Genomic DNA, 25255 nt, shown 5'->3' on the forward strand with positions numbered 1-25255 from the left:
TTTTGTGGCGAGTTTCTCAGTACTACGCTCGCGTTTGGTGCGTGAGCGCTTTCTCCTCGCCGACTGCGTTACCGGTTTTCTCCCTCCCTCACTGGGTTACCTCTTCCCCTCTCGTTCCCGGGACCGATTGTCCCCGCGATGCGTCCGAGGGCGTCGCTGCCGGCGCAGGTTGCGACGGGTTCCCGCCGCTCTGCGGCGCGCCCGGGGAGGTGCCTCGTACGTATTCCTTGAAGTCGGCGCCCGCCTCCCATGGGTTCGGTTTGCAACCCATCGCGCCATCACAATGTGCCGCAAATCCAATCGTCGCAGTGCCGTCCGGGTTCGGTGTGCGCGTGATCTGATACGCCAAGGCGCGCTTGCCACCCTCCGGGCCCGCAGTCTGGATCAGCGTGTCAGTCGCGGACTCGATCTTGTACTTCGAATGACTCGTTACCCACGTCTGCGCACGCTGCCACCAGACGTCACACTCGGTTTTTGTCGAACACGTCAACGGCGTTGTCGCAATCTGCATGACGTCCGGATCGACCTGCCCCTGCGTCGAACATCCCGCCGCCCCCACCAGGCACAGTACGGCCAATAGACCTTTTTTCATCACGTTGAAGCCTCCCTCTCTCGAGCGGGTCATCCAAGTTGGACCGCATCCCGAGCAGGGTGTTTCATAGGCATCGACGAATCGCCAAACAAGTGGAGATTTTGCCGGTGTGGTCGGAGGTCCGGCTCGGCTTTCCGTAGACGTTACCTATGCGCAATGAAAAAGCGGCCTCCAAGGCCGCTTCCTGTTTCACAAATGAAAATGCCGTTCAGTGTTAACCGAACGGCATTAGCCTACTTCCTGCTTCGTCGTTTAGACGCTAAACCGGTTCAACGTGTACGCGCGGTATGCCGCGACGAATGCGTCGAATGAACCCACCTCTTCATGTTCAAGTTTGGCCTGCTCTGCAAGCGACTGCGCAGCAAGGTCGGTGAACTCCTTGGTCTGCGCAGCATCCAGCGGACGCGAGCGGAAATAGGCGGCGTGCGCTTCGCTTTGCTCGAGGCCGAACTCGAGGAAGCTCTGCTGTTTGTCGCGCATCGTCTGCATTACGCGTGCAGACGGCGTCAGCGATGCATCCGCCAATTTCGCGCGCTGAACCGCTACGGCGCGCGCGTGCTCGTCGCCACCGTGCAATGCGTCGAGCGTGGCCGCAGCTGCGTCGATCTTGACGAGCAATTCGTTCGACCAATCGATCATCGCGATCGGGCTGCCGTCGCGCGTCAGTTCGAGGCCCGGCTTGCGGCCTTCCATCGTTACGCGGCCAAAGTTCTGATTTGCCTCCGCATACGCTTCCGGTGGCAGCGGCGCGCTGTCGTCGAGCGCACAGACCAGCAGGTAAGCGTCCAGAAAACGAGACGTCTCCAGCGAAATGCCAATCGGCTCGAATGGATCGATGTCCATGCAGCGTACTTCGACGTACTGCACGCCGCGCGCAGCCAACGCATGCAGCGGACGCTCGCCCGGATGCGTGACGCGCTTCGGACGGATCGTCGAATAGAACTCGTTCTCGATCTGTAGCACGTTCGTGTTGATCTGCACCCACTCGCCGTCGCGCTGTGTGCCGATCGCTTCATACGCGGGATACGGCTGGCTCACGGCCTTCGAGAGCGCGTCGAGGTAGCCCGGTAGTGTGTTGTAGTCGGCGTGCAGCGCGGCTTGCGCGGTCGTGTTCGAGTAGCCGAGATCGCTCATGCGCAAGCTGGTCGCGTACGGGCGATACAGCGTGTCGGCGTCGAACGTGTCGAGCGTGTGTTTGCGATCGCGGAGGAATCGGCGATCCAGCGCCGGCGACGCACCGAACAGGTACATCAGCAGCCAGTTTGTGCGGCGGAAATTGCGGATCAGCGCAAGGTAACGGTCGGACTGGTAATCGACGGCGTTTGCCGTGGATTGCTGGTCGGCATGCAATACCCGCCACACTTCTTCGTTCAGCGAATAGTTGTAGTGGATGCCTGCAATGCACTGCATTGTGCGGCCGTAACGGAGCGCCAGGCCAATGCGGTACACGTACTTCAGTTTGCCGATATTCGAGGTGCCGTAATGCGCGATCGGAATACCGTCGTCCGTTTCGGGCAGCAGGCCCGGCATCGAGTTGTTCCACAAGATCTCGTCGCCGAGTTCGGCGTAGACGAAACGATGCAGCGTATCGAGCTTCTCAAGCGTGGTCGCGACGTCGTGCTCAGCCGGCGTGATCAGTTCGAGCAGCGCTTCGGAATAATCGGTGGTGAGCGACGGATGCGTGAGCGCGGACCCAAGCGTGCGCGGATGCGGCGTCATGGCGAGCCCGCCGTCATGCGTCACGCGCAGGCTTTCCTTTTCGATGCCGCGCAGGCCGCGTATCAGCGCGTCGCGCTGCGGGCCTGAGGTCAGCACGGACAGGCGGTGCGATAACGCGTCGTTCGTACGGGAAGGTGTCGTGTTTGGCATTGATGCAAGTCGGGCGTTGTCGGCCGCCATGTGCCGCTTCACTGCATACATGCAGCACTGCGCGGTTGACAACGTTCGGCGGAATTTTCGGGTAGCGGGCACTTTAACATCTCGCCACGACGGCTGCTTGAGGCCGCTTCGGCGGGCCCTCGGACGACACAACCCGGCCTATTTTCAGGACGAAACGGCCGGCCCTGCTCCCCCGAGTACCACGCGCGCTCAGCCGCCGCGCGCGGCGCCGGCCCGATCCGCCACCTCATTCCATAGATGCATAGCCGCATACGCACGCCACGGCCGCCACGCGTCGGTGCGAGTGCGTTGCTGCGTGGGTCGCACGAGCGAGGGGTCGCGCGCGCAGATCGACTGCATCAGCACGAGATCCCATGCAGGCCAGGCGTCAGCGTCACGCCATGCACGCATGGCCACATACTCGACTGTCCACGGACCGATGCCAGGCAGTGCGAGCAACGCTGCGCGCAGGCTGTCGGCATCGGCGACGTTGCTATCGAGCGGTACGTCGCCCGAAGCAACCGCCTGGGCGAAGCCTTGCAAGGCCGCTACGCGTTTACCCGGCATGCCGATCTTTTCCAGATCCACAGCCGCCAGTGCGGCAGGCGTCGGAAAGCGCCACGCGGTGTTCTCATGCGGATGACCTTCAATGCGCTCGCCGGCACGCTGCACGAGCCGTCCGATGATGGTCGTCGCCGCCTTCACGCTGACCTGTTGCCCGACGATAGCGCGCACCACCAGCTCGAAGCCGGACCACGCGCCCGGTACGCGCAAGCCCGGCACGGCTTCGATCAACGGCGCGAGCCATGGGTCGGCGGCCAGTTCGTTGCCGATCTTCTTCGGGTCGGCGCGCAGGTCGAACATCCTCGCGATCGGCGCGGCGAGCGCGTCGGCATGACGGCTCGCGGGACCTTCGATGTCCGCGACGATGCAGCGCTTGCGCGGATGCAGGCGCACGCTCAGCGTGCCGCTGTCGCCGGCCCAGTCGATTGCGCGGCGGTAGGCGCCGTCTTCGACCGCTTCGACGCCCGGCGTCGCGCGGCCGCCGAAAAAGCGCAGCAGGCGCGGCCAGTCGAAGGGTGGTTTGAACGGCAGTTCGAGTGTTGCGACGTCGTCAAGCGTACTCACGCGGCGTGGTCCAGGTTGGTGGTGGTGGCAATGGCCGCGTGCTCGCGGCGCTTGGATTCATCGCGCGAAACGTCGCCTGCGTGCTGGGCTTCGTTGTCGAGCAACGCGGCCTTGCGCGGCAGGCCCCAGCGATACCCCGCCAGCGCCCCGCCCTTTTGCACGACGCGATGGCATGGAATCGCCAACGCGACCGGATTCGTCGCGCATGCGCTTGCCACAGCGCGCACCGCCCGGGGTGAGCCGACGGCTTCCGCGATCTGGGAATAGCTGCGCGTCTCACCGTAGGGAATGCGCCGCAGCGCGTCCCATACGCGCTGCCGGAACGCGGTGGCGGCGATATCCAGAGGCAGGTCGAAGTCCTGGCGAGTGCCGCGTAGATAAGCGTCGATCTGCGCGATAAACGGTGCAAGCCGCGCCGCGTCTTCGACCAGATCGGCGTTGATGAACTCGCCGCGCAAATCGTTGGCGAGTATCGCGGCATCGTCGCCGAAACCGATTTTGCAGATGCCTTTGTCGGTTGCGGCGACCAGCACGAAGCCGAGGGAGGTCGGCGCGCTGGCGTAGCGCACGGTGAGTCCGGCGCCTTTGCGGCGAAACGCGGACGGCGCCATGCCCAATTCCGCCGAGGCGCTGTCGTACATCCGCGACGGTGAGCCAAAACCGGCGTCCAGCGTGGCGCGCGTCACGTCAGACCCGCTGTGCAGCGCATCGCGTAACGCGGCGCCGCGCTGCGCGGCTTGATACTGCCGGGGCGACACGCCCACCACGCGCTTGAACAGGCGTTGCAGGTGGAACGGGCTGACGTGCACCGCGTCGCTCAATTGCGCGAGCGTGAGGCGTTGCTGCGGATCGGCATCCAGTGCGGCACACGCGCGATTGACGATTTCCAGCTCACGCGGCAGGCCGCCGGGCTGGCAACGCTTGCAATCGCGATAGCCCGCGGCGCGCGCGGCGTTTGCATCGGTGAAGAAAGCGACGTTTTCGCGGCGCGGCTGGCGCGACGCGCACGACGGGCGGCAAAACACGCCCGTCGTTTTGACGGCGTAGAAGAACGCGCCGTCGGCCTGCGGCTCGCGGCGGGTGACGGCTTCCCAACGTTCGGCGTCGGTGGTCCAGCTAGTGGTGCCGACGGCGGTTTCGCTGCCGGTGTCGATAGGGTCGGTGCGGTTCATGATGGTCCCGGAAAGGCGGTGTCGATGCTCACCAATGTAGGCCGCATGCCAACACACTACGCTCCGGTTCTTGCTCTGTCATTGCGCTTCCTCGTAGACCCGAAGCCCCGCCAGGCGCTCGTTTCGCCTCAAACTGCGACAATTTGGCACGATATCGGGTTTTCCCTTAAAAAGTTATTGCGTCGCACCAACCTCATGTGTATATTAGTCCTTGTCTCCTCCATGTCTCCTCCTGATATGGATTCAGCCCGCTCCACATAGAGCGGGCTTTTTTTCGTCTGAACATCTGATCCGGCCCTCCGCGGTCGGCTCATGCCCGCTCTCGCTGCGCCGCCCTTTCTTCTACACTGGTGGCTAATCACCCGTTCTGCGAACCAGCCAAGGGGCGTTCGACATGAAAATCCACATTCGCGAAATCGATCACATCGTCATTCGGGCGTCGAACGTTCCGGAAATGACGCGCTTTTATTGCGAGGTGCTCGGTTGCAGCGTCGAGAAGGAGCAGCCTGATCTGGGCTTGACGCAATTGCGCGCGGGGCGCTCGCTGATCGATCTGTTAAAGGTCGGCGGGAAGCTCGATCATCCCGAAAACGGTGTGCCCGGCGCGGGGCGGAATATGGACCACGTGTGTTTGCGCGTTGACCCGTTCGACGCCGAGGCGCTCACGGCGCATCTGGCCGAACACGGCGCGCGGCCGGGCGAGGCGGCGTTGCGCTATGGCGCGGATGGGTTTGGTCAGTCGCTGTATCTGTTCGACCCGGAAGGCAATATGGTCGAACTCAAAGGGCCGCCCGAAGCGGCGCGCGTGACGTCCTTATAGCAACGGGCGTGGCCGCCGCCCACCGGCCGGTGCAATACGCTGGCGTCAAGGCAGACACGCGCCTACCGGCGTAGACAAACCCACGCGGTACTTGCGACGGCGGTACCAGCGCTACTTGCCTTGTCAGGCAATATCAGGCGTTGGCGGGCGCCTTCAACACCGTCCACTCGATCTTCACCGCATCAGCGTCGGCACTGCCGAGCCATGCTTCGCCGTCCTGCACGGTGCACTGCAGACGCATGGTTCGCTCGGCCAGCTTGCCGAGCGCGGCGGCGATGTCTTCGCCGAGCGTCCATACCGTCACATTGCGCATGCGTTCGACCTTGCTACGCACCCCTTGCCACCAGATGTCCGACGTGCGGCCGCCATAGGCGATCACGATCACTTCGTTCGAGCGGCCACTCGCCTTGGCGATGCGCCGTTCGTCCGGCTGCCCGACTTCGATCCATGTTTCGATCGCGCCGGTGAGGTCCTTCTGCCAGAGGTCCGGTTCGTCGACGTCCGACAAACCTTTGCAGAATTCGAGGCGTTCCTGCGCGAACAGCGCAAACGCGGCGACGCGGACCATCATCCGTTCGTCGGTTTCCGAGGGATGGCGGGCGATCGTCAGGGAATGGTCGGCGTAGTAGTGCCGGTCCATGTTGGCGATCTGAAGTTCCGCCTTGTAAATCGTCGATTTGAGAGCCATGCCGTTACTAAACCAGGCGCTCGCTCCACCGGAGCGAACAGAAAAAGAGTCGTCGACGGCGCGTTGCCGTTTTCCGTGTTTGTTATACATCGCATGTTCCTCCCGAGCCGAACGTCGGCTGCTATTGCAACTATCGCAATAGGAGAAGCATTTATCGCGCCACTACCGGCTCGAAAGCAGTGCCATAGACCTCGGCAGCGGCCTCCCGCAAGGCTTCGAGCACGACCGAGGCCGCCGGCGAAAGCAGATGCGACTGGCGCGTGATGATACCGAATGTATCCATTCTGCACGGTAAATCGATCGGTACCTGTTTGAGAACACCGTACTGTTGGTACTGGCGCGCCACTTCAACAGGTAAAACCGCCAACATGTCGCTTTGAAGTAATAAGCTTGAAATCGCCAGAAAATTGTTCGTATTGACTACATTCTGGGGTGGATTGAGTCCGATCTGCGAAAACATCAGATCAAAACGATGACGCAGAACACTGCCCGGTGGGTGCAAAACCCAGCTCGCATTGACGATGCCCCGCAGTGTCAAACCTGTTTCATTTTCGAGAGGATGGCCGGGACGCGCCACCACACACAGGGGCTCGTCGGCGAGCGGTTCGTAGCGGACTTCGTCATTGAACTGGTTTTGCCGTTCCAATACCCGGCCGATCATGATATCCAGTTCGCCCTCGGCGAGCCTCGGCAGCATGACGTCTGACGTTTCCACCTCCGCCCAGATCTGCAACTGGGGATACCGTTCCTTCACGCTGGCGATGGCGCGCGGCACCATCGTCGCGGCGGCCGCGGCGATCACGCCAATGCGCACCTGGCCGGCCAGACCGGCGCGCAGTGCCGAGATTTCCTCGTGCGCGTGGCTGAGATTCGAGAGCACCATGCGCGCGTGACGGATCATCACCTCGCCGTACAACGTGGCGCGCATACCATGCGGCGTGCGGTCGAACAGACTGACCTCCAGCATGTCCTCCAGCTCTTTCAGGAGCCGTGACGCGGCGGGCTGGGTCATGCCGAGCACGTCGGCGGCACGCCGGACATTACCCTCCTCTTCCATCGCCGCGAGCAGCTGCAACTGTCGCGTCTTCAGCCTCGCTCGCACGAACCAGTTCGAGTAGCTACGCGTCATGGCCAGTCTCCCTATGCGGCTTGAAACTGTCTCTCGGACGATTTGCCGTCCTTAAGTCTCCATCATGCCATATCGGAATTGATATCGGTATGGCCTAAAAAGGGATTGGAAAGTTATTGGGGCGGCTCATACCATTCGTGGGCTTTCTCACCACTCACCCCGACGCTCATCCACGCCCCGGCTGACGCCGCCGTGAATCCCCGTGCTGCAAATAAACGAAACCAACGCAGCCTTTAAACCTCAGCAACTACGTTGCATGGGACCGGAGTAAGCGCTAAAGCGCTAACTCCGGATCGACAGGAGACAAGTATGACCAGCAAGCTTCGCCGTTTGACGCTATCCGCGATCGCCGCCGCGGCGCTCGCCGCACCCTTTGCCGCGCAATTCTCCGCGCACGCGGATCAGCCGCTCAAAGTCGGCTTCCTCGTGAAGATGCCGGAACAGGCCTGGTTCATCAACGAACAGAAAGCCGCCACCGCGCTCGGCCAGAAGGACGGCTTCTCGGTGGTCAACATCGGCACGCCGGACGGCGAAAAAGTGCTGGCCGCAATCGATAACCTCGGCGCTCAAGGCGCCAAAGGCTTCGTGATCTGCGCGCCCGACGTGCGACTCGGACCGGCGATCGAGGCGCGCGCGAAGCGCTACAACATGAAGTTCGTCACCGTCGACGATCAACTGGTCGACTCCACCGGCAAGCCGCTGCCGAACGTGCCGCATCTGGGCATGTCCGCGTTCAAGATCGGCAATCAGGTCGGCACCGCGATCTCCGAAGAGATGAAGCGCCGCGGCTGGAAGCCGGAAGAAGTCGGCGCGCTGCGCATCACGAACTACGAACTGCCGACCGCCAAACTGCGCACCGACGGCGCAACGGAATCGCTGTTGGCCGGCGGCTTCAAGAAGGAAAACATCTTCGACGCCCCGCAAAAGACCACCGATGACGAAGGCGGTTTCAACGCGTCGTCGCCGGTGCTCGCACAGCATCCGAACATCAAGAAGTGGGTGATCTTCGCGCTCAACGAGGAAAGCGTGCTGGGCGGCGTTCGCGCGACTGAACAACTGCACATTCCGGCGGCGGATGTGATCGGCGTCGGCATCAACGGCGCGGGCGAAGCGTTTGCCGAGTTCCAGAAGAAGGAACCGACTGGCTTCTACGGCACGATCGCCGTGAGCTCGACGATGCACGGCAAGGAGAGCACGGAGAACCTCGTCGAGTGGATCAAGGACGGTAAGCAGCCGCCCGCCGACACGCAAACGACCGGCAAGCTGATGGTGCGCAGCAACTGGCAGGACGTGCGTAAAGAGCTCGGAATTTAAGGGGTATTCGAGTCTGCACGCTGCGGGCCGTATCACGCTAAGGCTATAACGCTATCGCGAGAGCGGCCCGCACAGATTGTCCACCCGCTAGAGGCTTTCGATGACGGTTTCTCACACTGGCGAAACGGCGCCGCCCGCGCAAGCGCCCTCGCCTACCCTTACGCCGGCTGATCCGTATCTGCGACTCGACGGCATCACCGTGCGCTTTCCCGGCGTGCTCGCGCTCGACCAGGTATCGCTCGACGTGCGGCGCGGCGAAGTACACGGCTTGATGGGCGAAAACGGCGCCGGCAAATCCACGTTGCTCAAGGTGCTGTCCGGTGTGAATCAGCCGGCGGCGGGCACGCTGTCGCTCGATGGCGTCGAGCAGCAGTTCGTCACCACCAGGGCGGCCATCGCGGCGGGCGTCGCGATCATCTATCAGGAACTGCATCTGGTGCCCGAACTGACAGTTGCTGAAAACCTGATGCTCGGTGCCCTGCCCAACCGCTTCGGCGTGCTCGATGAGAAGGCGCTCGTTGCACGTGCGGTGCGTGAGTTGGAACGACTCGGCGAAACAATCGATCCATCGCAGCAAGTGAAGAATCTCTCGATCGGTCAGCGGCAGATGATCGAGATCGGCAAGGCGCTCATGCGCGATGCGCGAGTGATCGCATTCGACGAACCGACCAGTTCGTTGTCGTCACGCGAAACCACGCAGCTGTTTCGGATCATCCGTGCATTGAAGGCCGAGGGCCGCGCGATCATCTACGTCACGCATCGCATGGACGAAGTCTACGAACTGTGCGACCGCGTGACCGTGTTTCGCGACGGCCGCCACATCGACACGATCGAAGCCGGCGGCGGACTCGATCGCGATCGTCTGATCAGCTGCATGGTGGGCCGTTCGATCGCCGATGTGTACGGCTACCGCTCACGCGAACTCGGTGGCGTGCAACTCGACGTCAAGGACTTGATGGGACGTGGCTTACGTGAACCGGCTTCGTTCAACGCACGTAAAGGCGAAATCCTCGGCTTCTTCGGTTTGGTCGGCGCGGGACGATCCGAGTTGATGAAGCTCATCTACGGCGCGGTCAAACCGGCTTCCGGCGAGATCATGCTCAAAGGCAAGCGCGTGCGCTTCGCCACGCCGCGCGATGCCGTGCGTGCCGGCGTCGCACTGTGTCCGGAAGATCGCAAGCAGGAAGGCATTGTCTCGATCGCCTCGGTGTCGGACAACCTCAACATCAGTTGCCGTCGCCACTTCAGTCGCTTCAGCGTGCTCAACGGCCGCAAGGAAGCACAGACCACCCGGGAGTTCATCGGCAAGCTAGCGATCAAGACACGCAACGGCGACACGCCAATCGGCACGCTCTCCGGCGGCAATCAGCAGAAGGTCATCCTGTCGCGCTGGCTCGCTGAAGACATCGACGTGTTCCTGATGGACGAGCCCACGCGTGGCATCGACGTCGGCGCGCGCAGCGAGATTTACGGCTTGCTGTATGGGCTGGCCGAAGCCGGACGCACGGTCATCGTCGTATCGAGTGATCTGGCCGAAGTGATCGGCGTAGCGGATCGCGTGATCGTGATGAAGGAAGGCCGCATTGTCGGCAATCTGCCGAAGGCGCAGGCCACGCCCGATGCGCTGATCAAGCTCGCGCTGCCTCGCTAGGAATGCCGCGCTCATCAGGCAACTCAAGGCAACTCAAGGCAACCGACGGCAACTGAATCGCGCCATTGAAAACGGAATAGACATTATGCACACACCCTCAACCGAACCTTCTACGCCAGCCGTCGCTTCCGCGGGCCTAGGCGCGCGCGCCGCGCGCACCTGGGACCTGATCAACAAGTCCGGCATCGTGATGGTGTTCGTCATCCTGTTTGCGGTTTTGTCGTTCACCGTGCCGGATTTTTTAAGCTCGCGAAACATTCAGGGCTTGCTGCTTTCCGTCACGCTGATCGGTTCGATCTCCGTGACGATGATGTTCGTGCTCGCGCTGGGCGAAGTGGATCTGTCGGTGGCGTCGATCGTTGCGTTCGCGGGTGTGGTTGCGTCCACCTTGATCACCGCGACGCATAGCGTGACGCTCGGCATCGCCGCCGGGGTGCTCGCGGGTGGCGCGGTCGGGCTGGTCAACGGCGTGCTGGTCGCGCGCTACAAGATCAACTCGCTGATCGTCACGCTAGCGATGATGGAGGTCGTGCGCGGTCTCGCCTACATCACGTCGAACGGCGACGCGGTGATGATTTCAGAGGAGCGTTTCTTCGACCTCGGCGGTGGCGCATTCCTCGGCATTTCGTATCCGATCTGGAGCAACATTGTCGGCTTCGTGCTGTTCGGCTTTCTGCTGAAGAAAACCGTATTCGGCAAGAACGTGCTGGCCGTTGGCGGCAATAGCGAGGCCGCTTTGCTGGCGGGCTTGCCGGTCACGCGTATCAAGATCACAGTGTTCGTATTGCAAGGCCTCGTAACGGGGTTTGCGGGCGTGATGCTGGCGTCGCGCATGAGTCTCGGCGACCCGAAAACGTCGGTTGGTCTCGAACTCGGCGTGATCTCCGCATGCGTGCTCGGCGGCGTCTCGCTGACTGGCGGCGTCGCAACGATTTCCGGTGTGCTGGTCGGCGTGTTGATCATGGGCTCCGTGCAGGACGCAATGAGCCTGATGAATGTGCCGACCTTTTACCAATACCTGATTCGCGGCGGGATTCTGCTGCTCGCAGTGCTGTTCGATCAGTACCGCCGCAGCAAGCGCGTGCACTGACGCTGACGCACGCCCCGAGCTAGGCGCCCCCCTACATGCTTGCCAACAGGAGATTTCATGGCTGATTCCAACCAGACTAAAAAGCCGCTGCGCAGCCAGGCGTGGTTTGGCCTCAAAGACCGCGACGGCTTTCTGCATCGCTCGTGGATGAAGAACCAGGGCATTCCGCACGACGAATTCGACGGACGCCCGGTGATCGGCATCTGCAATACGTGGTCCGAACTGACGCCTTGCAACGCGCATTTTCGCGAGCTCGCCGAGTACGTGAAAAAAGGCGTGCACGAAGCGGGTGGCTTGCCGCTCGAGTTTCCGGTGATGTCGCTCGGCGAAACCAATTTGCGGCCTACGGCCATGCTGTTCCGCAATCTCGCTTCAATGGATGTCGAGGAGTCGATTCGCGGCAATCCGATGGACGGCGTGATCCTGCTGGTCGGTTGCGATAAGACGACGCCCGCGCTGCTGATGGGCGCGGCGTCGTGCAACCTGCCTGCGCTTGCCGTTTCCGGTGGCCCCATGCTCAATGGCCGCTTTCGAGGCAAGAACATCGGCTCGGGCACGGGTGTCTGGCAGATGTCCGAGGAAGTGCGCGCCGGCACGATGACGCAGGAAGAATTCACCGAAGCCGAGTCATGCATGAACCGCTCGCGCGGCCACTGCATGACGATGGGCACGGCGTCGACGATGGCCTCGATGGTCGAATCGCTCGGCATGGGCTTGCCGCACAACGCGGCGATTCCCGCGGTCGATGCGCGCCGGCAGGTGCTCGCGCATCTGGCTGGCCGGCGCATCGTCGATATGGTCCGCGAGGATCTGACGATGGACAAGATCCTCACGCGCCAGGCGTTCGAAAACGCGATCCGCACGAACGCGGCGATCGGCGGCTCGACCAATGCGGTTGTGCATCTGATTGCGCTGGCCAAGCGCATTGGCGTGGAGCTTTCGCTGGAAGACTGGGAGCTCGGCTCGAACGTGCCGTGCCTGGTGAATCTGCAGCCGTCGGGCGAATACCTGATGGAAGACTTTTACTATGCCGGCGGCCTGCCTGCGGTGCTCAAGCAACTCGGCGAGCAAGGCCTGCTGCATCGTGAAGCGCTGACGGTGAACGGCAAGACGATCTGGGACAACGTGCGCAATGCGCCGAATCACGATGAGAAGGTCATCACGACGTTCGCCGAGCCGTTCAAGCCGAAGGCCGGCATTGCGGTGCTCAAGGGCAACCTGGCGCCGAACGGCGCGGTGATCAAGCCGTCGGCCGCGACGCCAAAGCTGCTGAAGCATCGCGGCCGTGCGGTGGTGTTCGAGAATATCGAGGAATTCCACGCGAAGATCGACGACGAATCGCTCGACATCGACGAGCACTGCATCATGGTGCTCAAAGGCGCGGGGCCGAAGGGTTATCCGGGCTTTGCGGAAGTCGGCAACATGCCGCTGCCGAAGAAGGTGCTGCAAAAGGGCATCACGGACATGGTGCGCATTTCGGACGGCCGCATGAGCGGCACCGCCTATGGCTCGGTGGTGCTGCATGTATCGCCGGAAGCGGCCGCAGGCGGGCCGCTTGCGTTCGTGCAAACCGGCGACATGATCGAACTCGACGTCGATGCCCGCCGTCTTCATCTGGATGTCACCGACGAAGAACTCGCGCGTCGCCGCGCTGCCTGGCAGCCACCTGCGCCGCCCGCACGCGGTTACTACAAGCTCTACGTCGAACATGTGCTGCAAGCGGACCAGGGCGCGGATCTCGACTTCCTGGTCGGATCGAGCGGCGCGCCGGTGCCGCGCGACTCGCATTGATCGCCGTTTGAGCGGCTGGACGGTTCTCCCTGCGCTTTGCGAGAAGGCGTATTGCCGATGCGGATCGAAAGCCCGCATCGGTTTTTTTATCTGCATCACGTCACAGAAAAAGCGGGCGGAAATAAAAATGGCCGGGCAATCGATGCCCAGCCGATTTTTAACTCACAGGTTCACCACCCCCGGCTTTTTTAGTCAGAGGGTTTATGGCGTAACTCAAAACCCGTCAAACCCCGGCGTTTAGCCGGGGCGTTGGCGTTTAGCTTATTGTTTGATAAATCGATCGTTTGCCCAGAGGCCTTGCGTATCGCTATTGGCAGAATTCACGAATTCGACATCATGGCCGACCACACGCACAACGCGGAAACTCGAGTTTTCCGGCGTGGAAACGCACTGATATCCGGAGAAGAATTCCTGCATCTTTTGCTGTTCACCGGCTTGCGCATGTTGGTCGGCGGCGTCGAGTTTATCCTTCGACAGACAGCCATAAGCGTTGGCCTTGAACTGGATCGTTTGCTGCGGCTTGACCATGGCGTCTTGCGCCTGAACAGAAGCGGCAGCCAATCCCGCAATGGCGAAAACAAGGGCGATTCGCATTTTCATATTTTCCTCCGGTGCGGGTTGAATTACTCAGGTTAGCTATGTATTTAACTTTAACGTCGAACCCGCACCTTGCACTCTAGGAGAACGCGAGAGAACGACAAGCACATCTTGTGTGCGGTCGCAACAGCGGCGAATTGTCGCACCACCTGTCGCACCTGCTTAAACCTTAAGCAGCAGCTTAAACAGGGCGGATTGAAACGGATAACTAAAAGATGGGCAGGGCGCACCGCTTTAACCAGTAAAGCTTTGCGGCGCGTATTGGCGTAAACGAGAGGCATCAATTAAGTGATTTACTACAATTAGCGGATGCATTTGGTGCATTGCACACAAAGTCATTCACCCGACTAATCAAAAATCACGAAATAACGGTGTATGTGCAGAAGAGAAACGGTGCCAGGTGTGCCAAGCGACGCAGCGCGGCGTCTCTGGATGGTGCAGCTTGAGGTCACTCGCCGTGCTGGGTGGCCTTGAAGAACTCGGACTGGAACATGCACATGCGCAACGCATTGTGATAGCGGCCATTGCCGAAAAACTCCTCGATCAACTCGGCCTCGTGCCGGAAACCGCACTTCTCGTAGACGTGGATGGCAGCCGTATTCGACTTGTCGACGATCAGGTAGACCTTGCGCAGATTCAGCACCGAAAACGCATAGTCGATCGCGAGCTGCGTGGCGACGGTGGCATAGCCGCGGCCCTGCGCATGCGGCGCGATGATGATCTGGAACTCACCACGCCGGTGGATATAGTCCAGCTCGATCAACTCGACGACGCCCACGGTTTCGCCCGCGTTATCGATCGCCACGAAACGGCGCTCGCGCAGATCGTGCACGTGCTGGTCGTACAGCTGGGTCAGTTCAGAGAACGTTTCATAGGGCTCTTCGAACCAGTAACGCATGATCTTTGCGTTGTTGTTCACTTCATGGACGAAGCGCAGATCGGTGCGCTCGAGCGGGCGGAGGGTCAGTTCGCTGCTGCGTTCGATAGTCATTGGATTCCCCTTGAGAATTATTGATTTGAGTGCGCAAGCTCCATGTGAGCGATCGAGCTTGCGTGTCCTGTTAGTCCAGGCCCAACGCAGGGAGTTCTTGCAACGTCTGGCTCCGGCGCTGCGCGTTCTTGCAACGCGCGAGGCGCCGCGCGGGTTCGGCAAGGGTGGGGCGTCGCGTTGTCGCAGGCCGGTTATCGCAAATTTGTGAGGGGCTCGGCACCGTGTGGGCACATGCGGTGCTCTACAATGAATTCAGGCTCTTGCGATGGAGGCTACCGTGATCGAGCACTTGATATTAGGCGCCTTTCTGGTCATCCCGCTGCTTATCGTCGCGTTTCTTTTCTCTGACGAATTGTGGCAAGAACATCGGCATCTGCACGAGATGGATCCCATGCCCGCGAAATCCCGCCGTATCGACTGGCGGCATCCGCTGCGCCGCTCGCGGCATCGGCTTTGAGCCGGTTAACCCGCCGCGTGGGTGAGTGCCCTGCAAACGTCGCTGCGAGACGGGGCCGGCTCGCGAATTCGACCCGCACATAAAAAAGCCTGCCGTTTCGGGCAGGCTAAAAAGAGATCCACACTCAATGCCTTGCGGGTACAAGGCATTCGCCAGTCTAGCCGCACGGCGGGTCCCGCTGGTTTCACCGGCCATTACACATATTACGGGGTGTGACCAGTTGCGCCGCGCCCGCTCTCAGTGGGCGCGCCAATGGTCGCGGATGCGCTTGGCCAGCGCTTCGAGCGTGGCTGCATCGGCGACCTCGCGTGCGTGCATGCGCAGCGGCTGTCCTTCCCAGCGCGGGATCACGTGAAAATGCACATGCGGCACCGTTTGCCCCGCTGCGGCGCCGTTGAACTGTCCGATGAACACGCCGTCGGGGCGCAAGGCCGCGCGAACGGCAATGGCGAGCTTCTGCGCCATGCGCATGCAGGCTACCGTCGAGGCATCCGACAGGTCGAAAATCTCGACCGCCGCTTCCTTCGGCACGACCAGCACGTGACCGTCGGCTTGCGGCATCAGGTCCATGAAGGCCAGCGCAGCGTCGCTTTCCGCCACTTTGATGCAGGGTAGTTCGCCGCGCAGAATTTTCGCGAAGGGATTGCTGTCGTCGTAGTTCATCACGCGTCCTCTAGGTTGCCGGATGTATCAAGGTGGAGATGCTGTCGGCGATATTGTCCACCACCTCTGTTACAACGTGCAGTTACAGCGCGCGCGCTGCGCGTTTGATTGCTTGAGGCGGCTGACCGAATGCGCGCAGAAAGGCGCGCCGCATCCGTTCGGTATCGATGAAACCGGTTTCGGCAGCGACGGCTTCCATTGAGTGACGACCCGCTTCGAGCATGGCGCGCGCGGCTTCCACGCGCAGCGCCTCGATGGCCTTGGCAGGCGACTGGCGCGTTTCGTCGCGAAAGGCGCGGCTGAACTGACGTGGACTCAGATGCGCGACATCGGCGAGCTGTTCGACCGTCAACGGCTCGCGCAGATGGTTCTTTGCGTACGAAAGCGCGTCCTGAATGCGGTCGGACTTCGGTTCCAGATCGAGCATGGCCGAGAACTGTGACTGGCCGCCGGTGCGCCGGTGATAGACCACGAGCTTCTTGGCGATGGCGCGCGAGACTTCGACGCCAAGATCGCTTTCGACCAGCGCCAGACACAGATCGATACACGCGGTCATGCCGGCCGAGGTCCACACCGAGCCATCGACGATAAAGATGCGGTCTTCGTCAATCCGCGTATCGGGGAAGCGCCGCTGCAATTCGCGGGCGTGGTACCAGTGAGTCGTGGCATGCCGGCCGTCGAGGATGCCTGCTTCGGCCAGCACGAAGGCGCCGGTGCAGATGCTGGTGGTACGGCGCGAGGCGGCGAGGGCGTCGTTCAGAAACGCCCGCAATGCCGCTGAGGACGGCTCGATCTGCATCGCGCCCGTGACGACCACCGTGTCATACGCCGGATCGCCTAACGGTTGTGTTGCGATCTCGACGCCCGACGAACTGCGCACCATCCCGCCCTGTTCGGAGATGACTTCCACCGCGTATTCCGGTTGCCCGGCCTCGAGGTTCGCCAACTCGAACACGGAGATCGCCACCATATCGAGGATCTGGAAACCGGGAAAAACCACCACGCCGATGCGTTTCATCGCAATGTCTCAAAACGAGGTAAATACGACATTTGAGACAAGAGGCTACGCGCCTAGACTTGCCTCGTCAACACCGCGATGCCCACAAAAAAGGCACAGCGGCGGAAATTCCAGGTTTTCCCCATTCATCGATCAGGCCTCAGGCGTGACGCGCAAAGCCCGCAAGGAGAGCTTCACATGGCAACGCAAGCAAACAAGGGTACGGCATTGATCACGGGCGCATCGTCGGGCATCGGCGCGGTTTATGCGGACCGCCTCGCGCGCCGCGGTTACGACCTGATTCTGGTGGCGCGCGACGTCAAACGTCTGACCGGCGTGGCCGAGCGCCTTGCCGGCGAAACCGGCCGGCATGTCGATATCGTTGCCGCCGATCTCACCGAAAAAGCCGACACGCGCCGCATCGAAGAGCGTCTGCGGACCGACCGCAAAATCACGATGCTGGTCAACAACGCGGGCGTCGGCGCGACGGCTTCGCTGATCGACTCGGACGTGGATCAGCTCGAAAGCATGATCGACCTGAATGTGACGGCACTGACGCGCCTGACGGCAGCGGTCGTGCCGGGTTTCGTGGAACGGGGCAACGGTATCGTGATCAATATCTCGTCGATCGTCGCGCTGTCGCCGGAGACGCTGAACGGCACCTACAGCGGCACCAAGTGCTACGTGTTGAACCTGACGCAGTCGCTGCATCATGAAGTGGGCGGCAAGGGCGTGCAGCTGCAGGCTGTGCTGCCGGGCGCCACCAGCACCGCGTTCTGGGATCGCGCGGGTCTTGCGGTCGAACATCTGCCGACGCAGATCGTGATGACCGCCGAGGACATGGTTGACGCCGCGCTCGTGGGCCTCGACCAGCATGAACTCGTGACGATCCCGTCCTTGCCGGACGCGGCCGATTGGGAGCGCTTCAACACCGCTCGCCAGCATCTCGGGCCGAACCTGTCGCATAAGCTGCCGGCTGCACGTTATGCGCGCGGATCAGCGGCGGCTTAGTGAGCGCTTGAGGCTGCGTGGAGTGAGTGCGCTTCGCGCAGCCAACCGGTCAAAAATGGCGGCGAAGCGCGTGTGGGTGTGGTCTTGTGGCAAGGCGGGTCAACTGCTCACCGCCACCTGATTCTTCCCATCCCGTTTCGCCCGATACAGCCCCACATCGGCGGCTTCGATCAGCGTCGTCACCGGTTCAGTTGCGGACGGCACGATCGTCGCCGCGCCGATGCTGATCGTCACGACGCCGCTCGTCGAACCTGCATGCGGAATGGCGAGTCCTTCGATTGCAATGCGGATTTTTTCAGCGAGCAAGCGCAATCCACCTGACGACGCACCCGGCAACACCACCGCGAACTCTTCACCGCCGAACCGCGCCGCGAGGTCGGGCGAGCGTCCGAGGCACGACTCGACAGTGTGCGCGACGCGTTTAAGCACTTCGTCGCCGGCAACGTGTCCATAGGTGTCGTTGTAGGCCTTGAAGTTATCCACATCGATCATTAGAAAGCCAAGGCCGGTTTTGTCGCGCGTGCCGCGACGCCATTCGGCGGCCAGATACTGATCGAGGTAACGTCGATTCGACAAACCCGTCAAACCATCCGAATGCGTGAGCCGCTGCAATTCCAGATTGGTCGCGAGCAATTGCTGTTGCGACTGACGTAGCGCCTGATAGGCCTCGTCGCGCTGCAACAGATTCAGATACGAGCGTGAGTGGTAGCGAATCCGCGCGATCAACTCGATGCGATCCGGCAGCTTGACCAGATAGTCGTTGGCGCCTGCCGCGAAGGCCGCGCTCTTCACCAGCGGCTCTTCCTTGGTCGACAGCACGATGATCGGAATATCGCGCGTTGCCGGATTCTGCCGGTATTGCCGCACGAGAGTGAGGCCGTCGGTGCCGGGCATCACAAGGTCTTGCAGAATCACCGTCGCGCGCGTTTCCTCGGCGCAGCGCACCGCCTCTTCAGGCGACGCGCAGTAGTGGAAGTCGACGCTCCCTTCGCCGGCCAGCGCCTGGCGAATCGCCTCGGCGATGATCGCCTGATCGTCGACCAGCAACACCATAATCGGGCACTCGGCCGCGGGCGGATTGCCGAGGATGCGCGCCAACGCGTCATCGATGGCGCTATTCGGCGCGTCCTCCGCATACGCCTGCGCATTCGCGTCGTGTTCAGCGAAGGCCGGCGCGGTGCCGTTCTGATGCGGTTTGGAAGTGTCCATGTTGGTCAGCCAGAATAAATGTCAATGAATCGTAGCGGGCTAAGGTGCGGGTAGTGTGCGCCTACCTGGCCTTAGCGTGCACCGACGGCAGCGACGAGCGCAGCGGCAATGCGGGGCAGAGGCAGGATCGCGGCGGCGGCGTCGAGCGCTGCGGCCGCCTTCGGCATGCCGTACACGGCAGAGGTTGCCTCGTCCTGCGCGATCGTGTGATAGCCCTTGGTCCGCATTGCCTTGAGGCCGATCGCTCCATCGCGCCCCATGCCGGTCAGCAGCACACCGAATGCCCGCGCTTGCCAGCGCGCCACGACACTATGAAAAAATACGTCGACGGAAGGCCGGTAGGGCGTCTCGGCCGGCTCCTTCGTATAGCCGAGCACGTTCGGCAGCTTCAGGTGCAGATGATCGTCGGTGGCGGCGAGCAGCGCCACGCCGGCTTGCGGCCGGTCGCCGTCGCTGGCGATTCGCACGGGCAGCGCCGATTGCTGGTTGAGCCAGTCGGCCATGCCGGCGGCGAACGCCGCGTCGACGTGCTGGACGATGACGATTGCGGCCGGAAAATCCTTCGGCAAGCCGGCGAGCAAAGTGGCGAGTGCCGCCGGCCCGCCCGCCGAGGCACCGATCGCAACCAGCGGCGTGTCGCGATTCGTCACGCTTTGGGGCCCCGCCGCAGCTGCGGCGCCAGGCGCGTTGCGCTCGGTGACCAGCGCGGCGATGCGGTCGATCTTCGCGATCAGGGTGGCGATGCTCTTGTGCGCGTCCGGACCGCTCAGCGAGGGCGTATCCACCGCATCGAGCGCGCCCGCGCCCATCGCTTCGTAGACCCGCCACGCGTTCGCGCCCACGTCGACGGTGACGATCAGGATGGCGCACGGCGCGTGCGCCATGATGCGGCGCGTGGCTTCGATGCCGTCGACATTCGGCATCACCAGGTCCATCAACACGATGTCGGGCCGCTGCGCGGTGCAGAAATCGACCGCCTGCTGGCCGTCCTGCGCAACCCACAGCACCTCGTAGTCGTGGCGCGCCGCAAGCGCGCGGCGCAGCGCCTCGACGGCGAGCGGCAGGTCGTTGACGATTCCGATTTTCATCCGTTGTACCCGTGGGTTTAACCGTAAGCTTCGCCGATCAGATCACGCACTGCATCGAGCAGTGCTTCGTCGTGGAAACTGCCTTTCGCCAAATAGTAGTCCGCGCCTGCGTTCAGGCCGGCACGGCGGTCCTCTTCACGATCCTTGTACGAGACGATCATCACAGGTAGCGCTTGCAGTTGCGGATCGCGCTTGATGAGCGTGACGAGTTCGATGCCGTCCATCCGCGGCATGTCGATGTCGGTAATCACAAGGTCGAAGGGCTCGCTGCGCACCGCGTTCCAGCCGTCCATGCCGTCGACGGCGATTGTGACGTCGTAGCCGCGTGTGGCCAGCAACTTGCGTTCGAGTTCGCGCACGGTGAGCGAATCGTCGACCACCAGCACGCGCCGCGTAGCGCGCCGTGCGGCGAGGGCAGCGCCGTGCTGCGTGTGTTTCAGATCGCCGCCCGCCACAAGCCGTTCGACCGAGCGCAACCAGTCGTCGACGTCGGCGATCAGCACCGGGTCGCCGTTTTCCATCAATGCGCCGGCGGTGATGTTCCTGATCTTGCCGAGACGCGGGTCGAGCGGCTGCACGACCAGCATCCGCTCGCCAAGAAAGCGATCGACCACCACGCCGTAGGTCGCCTCGCCGTCGCCGATCACGATCATGCTGACGGTGTCGGCTTCGTTGACGGGTGGTGCGGTGTCGAGAATCTGATGCGCGGTGACGACCCCGATACGGCGGCCGTCGAAGGCGATGTGCTGATGGCCTTCGAGCAATTCGATCTCCGCACGGCTTACGTGCAGCGTGCGGTTCACATGCGCGAGCGGCACGGCGTACGGCTCGCCCGCGACTTCAACAAGGAGGCTGCGAATCACCGAAAGCGTGAGCGGCAATTGCAACTGCACGCGCGTGCCGACGCCAGGTTCGTGCGTGATACGCACCGTGCCGCGCACGCGCTTGACGACGTTATGCACCGCATCGAGTCCGACGCCACGGCCCGAGACATCGGTGACCTGATCGCGCAGCGAGAAGCCGGGCAGGAAGAGGAATTCGAGCAGTTCGGTCTCGGACAGGCGCGCGGCTGTTTCCGCGCTCGCCAGATTTTTGCGGACGATCGAGCTGCGCAATGCTTCGAGGTCGATGCCCGCGCCGTCGTCGGTGACGCTGATGAGCAGTGAGCCGGCGGTGTGGCGGGCGTCGAGCGTGAGTGTGCCTTCTTCGGACTTGCCCCGTGCGAGGCGTACCGCGGGCGCTTCGATGCCGTGGTCGATCGCGTTGCGCAGCATGTGGCCGAGCGGCGCTTCGAGCAGATCGAGAATGTCGCGGTCCACCTGAGTCGATTCGCCGACCAGTTGCCAGCGCACCTTCTTGCCGAGCGAACGCGCGACGTCGCGCACCATGCGCGCGAGACCGCCGGTGCCGTCGCCGAAGGGGCGCATCCGGCATTGCAGTGCGGCGTCGTAAAGCTGCTGCGACAGATGAGTCGAGCGGCGGTCGAAGCTCTCCAGATCGGCCAGACGCTCGGCGAGCAGATGCTGCGATTCCGCCGTGAGGCGGCGCAGTTCTTCGAGCGCGGCGTACGCACGCGGGTCGAGCTTCAGGTCGGCGAGCGTTTCGTGCAACTGATCCAGCGCGCGCGAGCCGTCACGTTGGACGCGCTTGACGCGCAGCATCGATTGCGCGAAGGGTTTGAGCCAGCGGGATTCGACCAACGATTCACCGGATAGGGACAACAGCCGGTCGAGGTTGTCGGCGCGGACGCGCAGCATGCGGCCGGGGTCTGTTGCCGGGGCGCTTGCTTCGTTCGGGGTGGATGCGGTTGCGGCGGCGGACTCAGAAGCGGACGACGTTGCAGAGGCGAACGCGGACGCATCTGCAGTCTTACTGGCCGGTGCGGCTGCCCCTTCGGCGCGCAGAGCATTGGCTAGCAGATTGAATGCGGCGTCGGCGTCCGCGTCGTGGTCAGCGCCGGTAGGCATTACAGCATCCCGCCGCATTGCCGCGCCATGCGGCACGACACCCGCCATACGCGCTTGCAACGACGCTACGCATGCGCTGACGGCGTCACGCGCCGACTCATCCTCGTCGTTGCCGATGCGAGCAACGATATCGACGCCGCGCAGCAACGCATCAATCCAGGTAGCATCGAGCAACGCACGCCCGTCCTGCGCCGCGACGAAACAATCTTCCATCGCGTGCGCGAGTTCGACACCGACCTGCACGCCGACGATACGCGCTGCGCCCTTCAGCGAATGAGCCGCACGCATGCACGCTTCGAGCGCGGCGGCGTCGCGCGGCGCGCGGTCGAGGGCGAGCAGGCCGTCGTTGAGCACGCGCGCCTGGGTCCGCGCTTCTTCGCGGAAGAGATCGATTAGCGACGGCCGGCGCGGGTCGTCCGTCATCCGAGACTCCGGTTCAAGGTATCGAACAATGCGTCGGCGTCGAGCAGGCCGACCGTCATGCCGCGCCACGGGGCCACGGCGCGCGTATGCGAGGCGGCAGCGTGGGACAGCGTAGCGGGCGGCGGGCAGAAGGTGGAGACCGCGATCCGATGCACGCCATCGACCTCATCGACGGGCAACACCGCGTGCTCTTCGGCGCGTGAGACCACCAGCAAACGCGGCAGGTCGTGACGTGCTTTATCGTCGCCCGCGCGGGTGTCGGCCTCGAAACCCAGCAGATGCGCCAGCGACAGACACACCAGCAAGTCGCCCTGCACATTCACCACGCCCAGCACCGCGCGATGCTGCCGATGCGGCAATGTATGAATCGGCCGCGTCTGCACGATGCGCTTGAATATCGGCGTAGGCAGCCCGAGCCATTCACCGCCGATACGGAAAATGAGGAACGACTCACTCGCACCTTGCGGATCATGTCGTTGCTGTTGCGCCGGCGTGCGGGCGTCATGCAGCGAGAGATCCACGAGCGGAATTGGCCGCTCGAGCAATTTGGCCGCAGCCGCTTCGAATACAGGGCAATTCAGGCAGCGCACGTATTCGACCAGGCGCTCGCACGACGAATCGCCGCGCACGCCGATGCGGTTCCAGCAATCGTCGAAGGTCACCGTGCGGTCTTCAACCACGTTGCGCTCCCTGTGCGCGCGCCGCGCGATCCATCAACAGACGCGCACCGTTGCGATCGCCTTCGAGTGCGAGCAGCGTCGCCAGATGCGCAAGCGCTTCGCCATGCTGCGGGTCGAGATAGAGCGCCTTGCGATACTGGCCGCGTGCCAGGTTGGTATCGCCGCCGGCGTCGGCCAGCACACCGAGCAGGTAGAACGCATCGGCTTGCGGCGCGTGATGTTCCAGATAAGCGTTGATCGCGTTCGCGGCTTCCACCAGACGGCCCGCGTCGGCTAACGCGTGCGCGGCTTGCAGCGTGTCGCGTGCGGCGTTGGTCGGCGAGGCGACCGGCGGTGACATGAACTCGTGCGGCTGCGGGACGGTCGTGGACAGCTTCGGCGTGCGCTGCGAAATACCGTTAAACGGCGTCTGCGGCGAACCATCGCCGAACGGCGTTCGCGCAACCGGATCGGGCCACGCGAAAGGCTCTGCTGAGAAGACTTGCAGCGGCGCGAGCGCGGGCATTGGCGAATGCGTCATTGCGAGTGCAGCGGCGGCGGTGGCGAGCGGCGCGGTGTGCCAGCCATTGAGTCGCGCTTCAGCGGGCGTGGCGCGGTGGAATGCAAATGCCAAAGGAATCTTTGCCGACTGCATGCCATAACGCATCAACAGCCCGGTTTCCGCAGGGCCGACGAACAGCGTGCCGTTTTCAGCCAGCACGCCGTTGAGCGCATGCAAGGCCGTCTGCTGCGCTTCGCGGTCGAAGTAAATCAGCACGTTGCGGCAGAACACGAAGTCGTAGACGCCGAGCGCCGTGGCATCGAGTTGCATCAGGTTGGCGCGCGAAAACCTGACCGTGTCGGCAATACGCGGCGCGAGACGCCAACCGTCTTCGGTGCGCGTGAAGTGGGCGTCGCGAAATGGGAACGCATTGCCGCGAAACGAGTTGCGGGTGTACACGGCGCGCTGCGCGAAGGCCAGTGAGCGCTCGCTGATATCCATGGCGTCGATGCGCATATGCGCGGCGTCGATGCCGGCGTCGAGCAGCGTCATCGCGATCGTGTACGGCTCTTCGCCGGTCGAGCAGGGCAGGCTCAGAATCCGCAGCGGCAGCGCGGTGCCGCGCTCGTCAAGGCGTTCGTGCGCGAGACGCGCGAGCGCCCTGAACGCGTCGGCGTCGCGGTAGAACCAGGTCTCCGGCACGACCACGGTTTCGACCAGCGCCTGCACCAGGGAGGGCGACGCTTGTGCGGCTTCCCAGTAGTCGGCGAGCGTGGCATCGGCGTGACCGTCCGCGTACCAGGCGGCGGCGCGCTGGTCGACCGCGCGTTCGATCGTGCTATGACCGAGCGACGCTGCATCGAGCCCGATGGTTCGATGCAACAGATCGACGAAGCGTCGATAGAGCGGCGCGTTGTCGTGATGCGCGTTCATGCGTGCGCCTCGGGAAACAGCAGAGCTTTGACATCGTCCGGCAGCAGATGCTCGACGCGAATCCATTGCACCTGGCCGCCTGCCTCGCTCGCGACCGGACCGAGATAGCGCGCGTGCGGCATGTCGATGCCGGCATCGTGAAACGCGTCGGGGTTCAGGCGGATGGTGCGCGTCGCACCTTCGAGCAGCAGCGCGAGCAGGCGTACCGTGCCCGCATGCGGATAGCGCACCAGCACGACGCGCGTCGACATCAACTGTGCGGCGGGGCGGCCGAGCGCGAGCGCCGGCAGATCGATCACCGGCAGCGGTGCGCCTTCGTGATCGAGCACGCCCGCGACCCACGACGGCGCACCGGGGATCGTCTTCGGCGGCGACTGCGGCGTGAGCGGCATCAAGCGCTCCACCTGCGTCGCATCGATCACGTAGCGTTCGCTATCGAGCGTGAAGAGGATGAAGAGCATCGGCGTGGGCGTGGGCGTGGGCTGAGGTGGAGAGGCGTGCGGGT

General features: G+C 62.9%; 23 protein-coding genes. 7 read left to right on the forward strand and 16 right to left on the reverse strand.

Translation table 11 applies throughout. The features are described from left to right. Nucleotides 1-88: 88 nt before the first annotated feature. The 4 genes from KHO31_RS13825 to ada form a co-directional block, all read right to left on the reverse strand. A complete protein-coding gene (locus tag KHO31_RS13825) occupies nt 89-592 on the reverse strand; it encodes a hypothetical protein (protein ID WP_201071640.1) in 504 nt (167 codons plus the stop codon). Nucleotides 593-844: 252 nt separating this feature from the next. Further along, entirely contained in the window at nt 845-2461 is a 1617-nt protein-coding gene (gshA, locus tag KHO31_RS13830; protein WP_211623561.1) for a glutamate--cysteine ligase, read from the reverse strand. A 219-nt stretch (nt 2462-2680) separates the two neighbouring features. After that, a complete protein-coding gene (locus tag KHO31_RS13835) occupies nt 2681-3598 on the reverse strand; it encodes a DNA-3-methyladenine glycosylase family protein (RefSeq protein ID WP_201071643.1) in 918 nt (305 codons plus the stop codon). Further along, entirely contained in the window at nt 3595-4770 is a 1176-nt protein-coding gene (gene ada / locus KHO31_RS13840; protein ID WP_201071644.1) for a bifunctional DNA-binding transcriptional regulator/O6-methylguanine-DNA methyltransferase Ada, read from the reverse strand. The genes KHO31_RS13835 and ada overlap by 4 nt, the downstream gene beginning before the upstream one ends. A 394-nt stretch (nt 4771-5164) precedes the next feature. Here ada and KHO31_RS13845 point away from each other — a divergent pair, with 394 nt between their 5' ends. Then, a complete protein-coding gene (locus KHO31_RS13845) occupies nt 5165-5590 on the forward strand; it encodes a VOC family protein (protein ID WP_201071647.1) in 426 nt (141 codons plus the stop codon). A gap of 133 nt (nt 5591-5723) precedes the next feature. Here KHO31_RS13845 and KHO31_RS13850 read toward each other — a convergent pair whose 3' ends face one another. Together KHO31_RS13850 and KHO31_RS13855 are read right to left on the reverse strand one after the other, a co-directional pair. Then, complete coding sequence (locus KHO31_RS13850; protein WP_201071649.1) at nt 5724-6278, reverse strand: YaeQ family protein; 555 nt, start codon at nt 6276-6278, stop codon at nt 5724-5726. A 151-nt stretch (nt 6279-6429) separates the two neighbouring features. Continuing rightward, on the reverse strand, nt 6430-7407 hold the full coding sequence (locus KHO31_RS13855) for a LysR family transcriptional regulator (protein WP_201071651.1): 978 nt from the start codon (nt 7405-7407) through the stop codon (nt 6430-6432). 309 nt (nt 7408-7716) lie between these two features. Between KHO31_RS13855 and KHO31_RS13860 the strand changes: the two genes are divergently transcribed. The 4 genes from KHO31_RS13860 (at nt 7717) to KHO31_RS13875 (ending at nt 13253) form a co-directional block, all read left to right on the forward strand. Next, nucleotides 7717-8721 (forward strand): arabinose ABC transporter substrate-binding protein, encoded by a 1005-nt coding sequence (locus KHO31_RS13860; protein ID WP_201071653.1) that lies wholly within the window; start codon nt 7717-7719, stop codon nt 8719-8721. A 100-nt stretch (nt 8722-8821) separates the two neighbouring features. Beyond that, entirely contained in the window at nt 8822-10372 is a 1551-nt protein-coding gene (gene araG, locus KHO31_RS13865; protein WP_201071655.1) for an L-arabinose ABC transporter ATP-binding protein AraG, read from the forward strand. Nucleotides 10373-10457: 85 nt separating this feature from the next. Beyond that, nucleotides 10458-11462, forward strand: coding sequence for an L-arabinose ABC transporter permease AraH (gene araH / locus KHO31_RS13870; protein ID WP_211623563.1), 1005 nt, complete (start codon nt 10458-10460; stop codon nt 11460-11462). Nucleotides 11463-11519: 57 nt separating this feature from the next. Continuing rightward, entirely contained in the window at nt 11520-13253 is a 1734-nt protein-coding gene (locus tag KHO31_RS13875; RefSeq protein ID WP_201071659.1) for an IlvD/Edd family dehydratase, read from the forward strand. Nucleotides 13254-13514: 261 nt separating this feature from the next. Here the strand turns inward: KHO31_RS13875 and sap1 are convergent, their stop codons facing one another. Continuing rightward, nucleotides 13515-13853, reverse strand: coding sequence for a surface attachment protein Sap1 (gene sap1 / locus KHO31_RS13880; protein ID WP_201071662.1), 339 nt, complete (start codon nt 13851-13853; stop codon nt 13515-13517). Nucleotides 13854-14298: 445 nt separating this feature from the next. Further along, nucleotides 14299-14841 carry a spermidine N1-acetyltransferase gene (speG, locus tag KHO31_RS13885; protein WP_201071664.1) on the reverse strand — a complete coding sequence of 181 codons (543 nt, stop codon included), beginning with the start codon at nt 14839-14841 and terminating at the stop codon, nt 14299-14301. A 277-nt stretch (nt 14842-15118) separates the two neighbouring features. Here speG and KHO31_RS13890 point away from each other — a divergent pair, with 277 nt between their 5' ends. Further along, nucleotides 15119-15298, forward strand: coding sequence for a hypothetical protein (locus KHO31_RS13890; RefSeq protein ID WP_201071666.1), 180 nt, complete (start codon nt 15119-15121; stop codon nt 15296-15298). Nucleotides 15299-15535: 237 nt separating this feature from the next. On the opposite strand, the gene KHO31_RS13895 is transcribed toward KHO31_RS13890, so the two are convergent. Both KHO31_RS13895 and KHO31_RS13900 read right to left on the reverse strand, forming a co-directional pair. Further along, nucleotides 15536-15961: an HIT family protein gene (locus KHO31_RS13895; RefSeq protein WP_201071668.1), complete on the reverse strand. Its 426-nt coding sequence runs from the start codon at nt 15959-15961 to the stop codon at nt 15536-15538. An 82-nt stretch (nt 15962-16043) separates the two neighbouring features. Next, on the reverse strand, nt 16044-16979 hold the full coding sequence (locus KHO31_RS13900; RefSeq protein ID WP_201071670.1) for a GlxA family transcriptional regulator: 936 nt from the start codon (nt 16977-16979) through the stop codon (nt 16044-16046). Between the two features lie 177 nt (nt 16980-17156). Here KHO31_RS13900 and KHO31_RS13905 point away from each other — a divergent pair, with 177 nt between their 5' ends. Next, nucleotides 17157-17969 carry an SDR family NAD(P)-dependent oxidoreductase gene (locus KHO31_RS13905; protein WP_211623565.1) on the forward strand — a complete coding sequence of 271 codons (813 nt, stop codon included), beginning with the start codon at nt 17157-17159 and terminating at the stop codon, nt 17967-17969. A gap of 99 nt (nt 17970-18068) precedes the next feature. Here KHO31_RS13905 and KHO31_RS13910 read toward each other — a convergent pair whose 3' ends face one another. The 6 genes from KHO31_RS13910 to KHO31_RS13935 form a co-directional block, all read right to left on the reverse strand. Beyond that, nucleotides 18069-19178 (reverse strand): diguanylate cyclase, encoded by a 1110-nt coding sequence (locus KHO31_RS13910; protein ID WP_321207295.1) that lies wholly within the window; start codon nt 19176-19178, stop codon nt 18069-18071. A gap of 71 nt (nt 19179-19249) precedes the next feature. After that, nucleotides 19250-20266 carry a chemotaxis response regulator protein-glutamate methylesterase gene (gene cheB / locus KHO31_RS13915; RefSeq protein WP_201071673.1) on the reverse strand — a complete coding sequence of 339 codons (1017 nt, stop codon included), beginning with the start codon at nt 20264-20266 and terminating at the stop codon, nt 19250-19252. Between the two features lie 17 nt (nt 20267-20283). Beyond that, entirely contained in the window at nt 20284-22656 is a 2373-nt protein-coding gene (locus tag KHO31_RS13920; RefSeq protein WP_211623566.1) for a hybrid sensor histidine kinase/response regulator, read from the reverse strand. Further along, entirely contained in the window at nt 22653-23336 is a 684-nt protein-coding gene (locus KHO31_RS13925) for a chemotaxis protein CheW (RefSeq protein ID WP_201071679.1), read from the reverse strand. The genes KHO31_RS13920 and KHO31_RS13925 overlap by 4 nt, the downstream gene beginning before the upstream one ends. Continuing rightward, a complete protein-coding gene (locus tag KHO31_RS13930; protein ID WP_201085774.1) occupies nt 23329-24750 on the reverse strand; it encodes a CheR family methyltransferase in 1422 nt (473 codons plus the stop codon). Before KHO31_RS13930 ends, KHO31_RS13925 begins: the two co-directional genes overlap by 8 nt. Beyond that, entirely contained in the window at nt 24747-25211 is a 465-nt protein-coding gene (locus KHO31_RS13935) for a chemotaxis protein CheW (protein WP_201071685.1), read from the reverse strand. The genes KHO31_RS13930 and KHO31_RS13935 overlap by 4 nt, the downstream gene beginning before the upstream one ends. Nucleotides 25212-25255: the final 44 nt, after the last annotated feature.

Source organism: Paraburkholderia domus, from assembly GCF_905220705.1.
Taxonomy (GTDB): Bacteria; Pseudomonadota; Gammaproteobacteria; order Burkholderiales; family Burkholderiaceae; genus Paraburkholderia; species Paraburkholderia domus.

Excerpts from the sequence above, each read along its gene's own strand:
- KHO31_RS13825 (WP_201071640.1), bottom strand. The coding sequence starts at position 592 with ATGAAAAAAGGTCTATTGGCCGTACTGTGCCTGGTGGGGGCGGCGGGA.
- gshA (WP_211623561.1), bottom strand. The coding sequence starts at position 2,461 with ATGCCAAACACGACACCTTCCCGTACGAACGACGCGTTATCGCACCGC.
- ada (WP_201071644.1), bottom strand. The coding sequence starts at position 4,770 with ATGAACCGCACCGACCCTATCGACACCGGCAGCGAAACCGCCGTCGGC.
- KHO31_RS13845 (WP_201071647.1), top strand. The coding sequence starts at position 5,165 with ATGAAAATCCACATTCGCGAAATCGATCACATCGTCATTCGGGCGTCG.
- KHO31_RS13850 (WP_201071649.1), bottom strand. The coding sequence starts at position 6,278 with ATGGCTCTCAAATCGACGATTTACAAGGCGGAACTTCAGATCGCCAAC.
- KHO31_RS13855 (WP_201071651.1), bottom strand. The coding sequence starts at position 7,407 with ATGACGCGTAGCTACTCGAACTGGTTCGTGCGAGCGAGGCTGAAGACG.
- KHO31_RS13860 (WP_201071653.1), top strand. The coding sequence starts at position 7,717 with ATGACCAGCAAGCTTCGCCGTTTGACGCTATCCGCGATCGCCGCCGCG.
- araG (WP_201071655.1), top strand. The coding sequence starts at position 8,822 with ATGACGGTTTCTCACACTGGCGAAACGGCGCCGCCCGCGCAAGCGCCC.
- araH (WP_211623563.1), top strand. The coding sequence starts at position 10,458 with ATGCACACACCCTCAACCGAACCTTCTACGCCAGCCGTCGCTTCCGCG.
- KHO31_RS13875 (WP_201071659.1), top strand. The coding sequence starts at position 11,520 with ATGGCTGATTCCAACCAGACTAAAAAGCCGCTGCGCAGCCAGGCGTGG.
- sap1 (WP_201071662.1), bottom strand. The coding sequence starts at position 13,853 with ATGAAAATGCGAATCGCCCTTGTTTTCGCCATTGCGGGATTGGCTGCC.
- speG (WP_201071664.1), bottom strand. The coding sequence starts at position 14,841 with ATGACTATCGAACGCAGCAGCGAACTGACCCTCCGCCCGCTCGAGCGC.
- KHO31_RS13895 (WP_201071668.1), bottom strand. The coding sequence starts at position 15,961 with ATGAACTACGACGACAGCAATCCCTTCGCGAAAATTCTGCGCGGCGAA.
- KHO31_RS13900 (WP_201071670.1), bottom strand. The coding sequence starts at position 16,979 with ATGAAACGCATCGGCGTGGTGGTTTTTCCCGGTTTCCAGATCCTCGAT.
- KHO31_RS13905 (WP_211623565.1), top strand. The coding sequence starts at position 17,157 with ATGGCAACGCAAGCAAACAAGGGTACGGCATTGATCACGGGCGCATCG.
- KHO31_RS13910 (WP_321207295.1), bottom strand. The coding sequence starts at position 19,178 with ATGGACACTTCCAAACCGCATCAGAACGGCACCGCGCCGGCCTTCGCT.
- cheB (WP_201071673.1), bottom strand. The coding sequence starts at position 20,266 with ATGAAAATCGGAATCGTCAACGACCTGCCGCTCGCCGTCGAGGCGCTG.
- KHO31_RS13920 (WP_211623566.1), bottom strand. The coding sequence starts at position 22,656 with ATGACGGACGACCCGCGCCGGCCGTCGCTAATCGATCTCTTCCGCGAA.
- KHO31_RS13930 (WP_201085774.1), bottom strand. The coding sequence starts at position 24,750 with ATGAACGCGCATCACGACAACGCGCCGCTCTATCGACGCTTCGTCGAT.
- KHO31_RS13935 (WP_201071685.1), bottom strand. The coding sequence starts at position 25,211 with ATGCTCTTCATCCTCTTCACGCTCGATAGCGAACGCTACGTGATCGAT.